This is a genomic window from Flavihumibacter stibioxidans (assembly GCF_014332695.1).
In the GTDB taxonomy this organism is placed as follows: domain Bacteria; phylum Bacteroidota; class Bacteroidia; order Chitinophagales; family Chitinophagaceae; genus Flavihumibacter; species Flavihumibacter stibioxidans.
Genome location: NZ_MBUA01000019.1, coordinates 1 through 1,868, shown reverse-complemented (window position 1 = coordinate 1,868; position 1,868 = coordinate 1). Strand labels below are relative to the sequence as shown.

The following is a 1,868-nucleotide window of genomic DNA, read 5'->3' as shown; positions in this document are numbered from 1 at the left end:
TAACTGCAGGAGCTATTGTCCAAAAGGTTTGTTTCCGGCTCTTTTGCACCCCACCTTACACCGAGCCTTAGTATTGCAGTAGCGGAGTGCGGTGTTTTAGTGTCCTATTATTTGTCTCTGTCTCCTAATCGCCCACCTTGCCTAACCACGTAAATGCTGCACACTCAGCACGCGGTGTAACACAACAGTCAGGCACTTTCCATCCGGGGGTATCGTACAGCAGAACCTGCTTTCGTTTCAAAGGGACTGCTACTTCGAATACTGCCCACCTGGATGGTGGTTTTGCAACTTACACTTTAAGACCCCCGCACTTTCAGACCGCTCCACCAATATTGCATTACAGGTTGGGTGCAGAGTAGCGAGGCCATTTCGCATAACGATTAGGGATTTGGTTTGCCAGGGCCATTACTAACGTCCCGCCCGGCTCAGTCGATATATTTATTTACAAAAGACTATGATTATTTTCTAATGCTCAATTGAAACCGTGACAAGCGTGGGCCGATGCTCATTTATGATCTACACTTGAAGTTCCAATGTCCCGCCCTGGTAAGCCAAATGCCCTTGTTGGTAGCAGTGGGTTTTTCGTCATTCAGTATCGGTTGGAATATGTTTATCCCTACAATATTTTTCTACTTCTGTGTCATTTGCAAAATATTCATCACAAAATTCGTCAAGTTCTTTCTCTGCTCCAGAAACATATTTTTCGCTTGCTGTCATTAGTTTTTCTGTCTGCTCAATAAATTTATTAAACTTATCATTCATTTTGCAGAGTTTATCAATGGTCTTAAAATCGAGATCACGATACGTTGCGGGGAAAAGTATTTTGCTTTGGTAGGGATTTGCATTGAGTTCAATTATTCCAATCCCAAACGATTGATTTAGCCGTCCCATCTCCTCGTTCAAACTGTCACTAAATTCAAAAGCAACTAAGAAACCATAATTTGCCCAGCTTGAATTAGAAACCGCTTGAAAAAAGGCTTTTTTAAGTTCACTGTCGCTATTGATTTCCTTCTTCAATTCATATGAACTCAATTTAAAAGTATCAACGCGATTTATTGATTTTAAAAAATTTTGACTGGCTTTGGTTTGCAAATTCAAGAACTTAATTCCAACCATATCAGGGTGTGTCCAGATTTGGTTACTGTCCTTGCCGTTTGATTGTTCATGGAAAATAGTTTTGGAATATGTATCAGTATTTTTTAAATAGCTGCTTAAAAGTTTGTGTAAGTCTCTTTCGTCAAACGTCTTAGCTTTATCAACTTTACTGACTTTTGGTATTTGAGTTTCAGTCTCACCAGATAACACATCAATACCTATATTTTGTTCGTTTTTTGTAAGGTAATAGAAATATGCTCCTGATTTTTTTATTCGCTTTACTCGAGTGTCGCCAACTCTGATATAGTCACCCAGCAGTGCAGAAATTGTCGCATTAGGTGTTTTCGCATCTTTGAAGTCATAATATCCCTTTGAGATAATATGAGTACAGACGTCAGAATAATTAGTTAACCCACCAATATCTTCAAGGCTTTTTAAAATAGCTTCTTTTATTGTCATTGTAAACTTTGTTATTTGTTAGAGCAGGGCATTACCATTGCTACCAACGTTNGTCATTGTAAACTTTGTTATTTGTTAGAGCAGGGCATTACCATTGCTACCAACGTTCAGGTATTTACGCAAAGGTGGGCCATAGTTGATGTCCCGCTGGGCCAGTCGCCTGATTATTAATTATAAGTTCAATTGTTTATTCCAAAGCTTTATTGAAACCGTGACAAGCCTGGCCCAATGCCGATTCATATTCCACCGCCGAATTCCACCGGTCCCGCCCGCCTTGCGGAAATACCCTGTTAACTGACGCCCGGTTTCTTTCA

Annotated in this window: 1 protein-coding gene; it reads right to left on the bottom strand. The window is 40.1% G+C overall.

Annotated features, from left to right (window positions below):
- Nucleotides 1-585: 585 nt before the first annotated feature.
- A complete protein-coding gene (locus BC349_RS11375; RefSeq protein WP_187256895.1) occupies nt 586-1,554 on the bottom strand; it encodes a hypothetical protein in 969 nt (322 codons plus the stop codon).
- Between the last annotated feature and the right edge of the window lie 314 nt (nt 1,555-1,868).